At 65.6% G+C, this 4293-nt stretch carries 3 protein-coding genes and 2 pseudogenes; 4 read left to right on the top strand and 1 reads right to left on the bottom strand.

The window, feature by feature from the left end; all coding sequences use genetic code 11:
- Positions 1-752: pseudogene (locus JCM19049_RS08730) on the bottom strand (aromatic amino acid lyase); the annotation flags it as partial.
- A 282-nt stretch (positions 753-1034) separates the two neighbouring features.
- Between JCM19049_RS08730 and JCM19049_RS08740 the strand changes: the two are divergent.
- The 4 genes and pseudogenes from JCM19049_RS08740 to JCM19049_RS22505 all read left to right on the top strand — a co-directional run.
- The gene (locus tag JCM19049_RS08740) at positions 1035-1574 is read left to right on the top strand and encodes a hypothetical protein (protein WP_054821396.1); all 540 of its coding nucleotides are present in this window, start codon (positions 1035-1037) and stop codon (positions 1572-1574) included.
- A gap of 377 nt (positions 1575-1951) precedes the next feature.
- Positions 1952-2134, top strand: coding sequence for a hypothetical protein (locus JCM19049_RS22500; RefSeq protein WP_054821397.1), 183 nt, complete (start codon positions 1952-1954; stop codon positions 2132-2134).
- A gap of 53 nt (positions 2135-2187) precedes the next feature.
- The gene (locus JCM19049_RS08750) at positions 2188-4065 is read left to right on the top strand and encodes a hypothetical protein (protein ID WP_054821398.1); all 1878 of its coding nucleotides are present in this window, start codon (positions 2188-2190) and stop codon (positions 4063-4065) included.
- Positions 3993-4293: pseudogene (locus tag JCM19049_RS22505) on the top strand (ornithine decarboxylase); the annotation flags it as partial. The gene JCM19049_RS08750 and the pseudogene JCM19049_RS22505, both read left to right, overlap by 73 nt.

Raw genomic sequence — 4293 nt, forward strand, 5'->3', positions numbered from 1 at the left:
CAGCGGCTCGTGCAGATCGGCCCGGAACACCTGGTCGGTGCCCAGCTGGGCCTCCACGCTCATGGCCGCGCTCAAATCCGCGATGTCCACCAGCTCACCCAGGTCCGCCAGCGCCAAAAGCAGCATCCCCAGCATCCCGTCGGTGCCGTTGATCAGGCCAGGCCCTCCTTTCCTCCAGCACCAGCGGCTCAATGCCGGCCTCGGCCAGCAGCTGCGGCACCGGGCGCAGCACGCCCTCGCGGTCCACCGCCTCACCCTCACCCATGAGCACCAGGCGCAGTGCGCCAGCGGCGCCAGGTCACCGGAGCAGCCCAGCGAACCGAATTCGCGCACCACCGGGGTGATCCCGGCGTTGAGCACCTCCACCATCGTCTGCAGCACCACCGGGCGCACGCCGGTGCGGCCGGTGGCCAGGGTCTTGGCGCGCAGGAACATCAGGGCCCGCACCACTTCGCGTTCCACCGGCTCACCCATGCCGGCGGCGTGCGAACGGATCAGCGAGCGCTGCAGCTTGGCCCGGTCGGCCTGGGGGATGTGGCGGGTGGCCAGGCACCGAAGCCGGTGGAGACGCCGTAGACCGGGGTGTCGCTGGCGGCCATCTGCTCGATGTGGGTGCGTACCCGCCCTAACTCAGCGAGCACCGCATCGGCGATCATCACCGGGGCCTGCTGCCGTGCCACGGCGATCACGTCCTCGGCGGTGGTCCCGCCGAGGTTCAGGGTCACTGCACTGTTCTTGAGATTTGCTTCCATACTTCACTTCCGCGGGACGAGAGCCAATGGGACTTACCTTCCATCATTGGCCACCGGTGGGGGCAATGGCTGGCACCCTCGAAGTCGCTGTCCGGGATCCCAGACTGTCGCGCCGGGGGATCTTCGGTGTATTCCTTGGCTTAGCTGGCAGTTTCCGGGTTGGTCTTTACCTCTCGGCGGCACCCCCGGCACCGTGGAGATGTTCAACCGCGGCCGATGAACACCACCCCGGGCTACTGGGGAAACTGGCCGGGAGACAACTTTTAAGAAAGGTATGTACTCATGTCCGGAAATCTCTTTGCGCGCTCGGTCCATGACCTGACGGCCGCCGCCTGGTTCGGCGGTTCGCTGATGGGTGCCGTGGGCCTGAACGGAGCGACGTCCGAAGCCAAGGACGCAACCGAACGAACCCGGCTCTCAAGCCTGGGATGGAAGAAATGGGCGCCGGTGCAGACCGGTGCGTTTGCCGCCCACCTGGCCTCCCTGGGCCCGATCCTGTGGGAAAACAAGGGCCGGTATGCCACCCAGGACGGGGTGATGGCCTGGACGTGGATCAAGACCGGAGTGACCCTGGCCGGAGCCGCGGTGACGTTCTATGCCGCGGTACTGGGCAGGAAGGTGGATCAGCTGGCCGAGGAGGGGGCGAAGGGCGCCACGGAACCCCGCGCCGGAAGCTCCGATGAACTGGCCAAGGCCCAAAAGCAGCTGCGCCAGCTGCAGTGGCTGATCCCCGGTTTCGCGGCCACCGTGATTGTGCTCGGCGCCCAGCACGGGGAGATGCAGCGGCCCAAGAATGTGAAGCTGGGGCTGCTGAAACGCTAGGAAACCAGCAACGGTCCTGTCCGGCACCCCCGAAGCCGGGCAGAACCCGCCGGGCACCATGTGGGCGGGGGAACCGCGCTTCGACGCGGTTCCCCGCCTGCGCCCTCTAGCACGGTTGGGCGCGGACCTTCGTGTTACGGGCGCTGCAACCCCTGGCGACACGTTCGCTGGTAACTTTGCGCCTCAACGGGGCAACAAAAGCAAACTTGGCATAGTCTGCCTACACCGGACGGTCAATGAAGATCACGCCGAAGGCACCGATGTCATGCGCCGTCCTTAACGGACCGTTAAAACTGTGAAACACAGCAGTCACCAAAGACCGCTAGGCTTCCCGGCACAAGTTCGTGCAGCACTAGGACGAGAGAAAGACCAGCACCGTGGATACCGGGTTAGCCAAGCCAGCCGTCAACGCAACGGGGACCCCTGAAAGCGCCTGGCGCCGGCGCAAGGACGCCTGGGAGCATCTGGGCTACATTCTCAGCGAACTGGTGCGGGTCGTGGGCAACGGCTCGGGGGAACCCGAAACGCTGGTGCAGGAGGCGGGCAAGCTGATCGGCTGATCGCTGCCATTGAACCGTATTGGGCGACCCCGGGCATCAGCTACTTCAATGAGATGGTCGCGGCGCTGGAAGCCGACGACTACGACCGGGCCATGGAGAAGGTATACCTGGTCAACCAGACTTTCCGCTCCCAAACCCAGTACATTGAGCCGGACACCCTGCACGCCGAGGATGAGGAAAACGAACCGACCGCACGCTTCACCCCGGTGGTCGAGGTGCTGATGGTCGACAACGGGCGGGTCGAGGAAATCGAGGGCTTCAAGCAGGAAATGCTTGACCAGCGGCGCAGCAGCGACGAGTTCACCTACAACCTGGTGGTGGTGCCCAGCGTGGAGGATGCGCTGATGGCGCTCATGATCAATCCGACCATTCAAACCTGCGTGCTCACCCCGCGCTTTGAGCTGCACACCCGGCAGAAGCTGAGCACCGCCCTGCACGGCTACATCAGCGCGCAGATGGGCGGGATGTTCTCCAGCGGCAAGCAGGTTGACCTGCTGCTGGACCTGGAACGCCTGGTGGAGCGGCTGCGCCCGGAGGTGGCGGTCTACCTGGTGGCCGGGGTGGCCCTGGAATCCCTGGCCCGGGAACTGACCGGCAGGTTCCGCCGCATCTTCTCCCGCAACGACGGGATGGACCTGCACCTGTCGATCATTGGCGAAATCCTCTCCCGCTACGAGACCCCGTTCTTCAACGCGCTGCAACGCCACGCCCGCCGCCCGGGAGGCGTTTTCCACGCCATGCCCATCTCCCGCGCCGGATCGGTGCAAAACTCCCCCTGGGCCCGGGACCTGGTCGACTTCTACGGGATCAACCTGCTGCTGGCCGAAACCTCGGCCACCTCCGGTGGTCTGGATTCGCTGCTGGACCCGCACGGTTCGATCCGGGAGGCCCACGAACTGGCGGCCCGGGCGTTTGGTTCGCACCGCACCTACTTCGTCACCAATGGCACCTCAACGGCCAACAAGATCGTCCACCAATCGATTCTGGCTCCCGGGGACATCGTGCTGGTGGACCGCAACTGCCACAAATCCCACCACTACTCCCTGGTGTTGGCCGGCGCGCACGTGAAGTACCTGGAGGCCTACCCGCTGCAGGAGCACGCGATCTACGGGGCGGTACCGCTGCGGGAGATCAAGAAGGCGCTGCTGGAACTGCGGCGGGCCGGGAAGCTGCACAAGGTCAAGATGATCACCCTGACCAACTGCACCTTTGACGGGATCGTCTACGACCCGCGCCGGGTCATGGAGGAATGCCTGGCCATCAAACCCGACCTGGTCTTCCTTTGGGATGAGGCCTGGTACGCGTTTGCCGGTTTCCACCCGATCTACCGCAAACGCACCGCCATGGCCGCGGCCCGCGGCCTGGAGGCGGACCTGTCCACCGCGCAGCACCGCCGCCGGTACGAAGAACAGGTCGGGCAGCTGCCCGAACCGGGCACGCATGAGGACCCGGCCAATGACGAGGCCTGGTTGAACGCCCGGCTCATCCCGGACCCGCAGGCCACCCGGCTGCGGATCTACGCCACCCAGTCCACCCACAAGACCCTGACCTCGCTGCGCCAGGGCTCGATGATCCACGTGCATGACCAGGACTTCGCCAGCCGCAACGCCAACTCCTTCCGCGAGGCGTACATGACGCACACCTCCACCTCGCCGAACTACCAGATCCTGGCCTCCCTGGACATTGGCCGCCGCCAGGTGGAGCTGGAAGGCTATGCGCTGGTGCAGCGGCAGGTCGACCTGGCCCTGTCCATCTCCAAGGCCATTGCCCGCCACGACCTGCTGCGCAAGTACTTCCGGGTGCTGGACAGCAGTGATCTGATTCCCGAGCAGTTCCGCACCTCGCGCAACACCAACCGGTGCGCGACGGGCTGGCGGCCTGGGACCAGGCCTGGGACACCGACGAGTTCGTGGTTGACCCCAGCCGGCTGACCCTGGACATCAGCCGCACCGGGGTGGACGGGGACACGTTCAAGCACAGCTATCTGATGGACGGGCACGCCATCCAGGTGAACAAGACCAGCCGCACCAGCGTGCTGCTGATGACCAACATCGGCACCAACCGCAGCGCCGTCGCCTACCTGATCGAGGTGCTGATCAAGATCGCCAACGAACTGGAACGCCAGCGCCGGCTGGACGGGCGGGACGCTACCCCGGCCC

The organism is Arthrobacter sp. JCM 19049 (assembly GCF_001310435.1).

Coding starts and splice junctions, on each gene's coding strand:
- JCM19049_RS08740 (WP_054821396.1), top strand. CDS start 1,035: ATGTCCGGAAATCTCTTTGCGCGCTCGGTCCATGACCTGACGGCCGCC.
- JCM19049_RS08750 (WP_054821398.1), top strand. CDS start 2,188: ATGGTCGCGGCGCTGGAAGCCGACGACTACGACCGGGCCATGGAGAAG.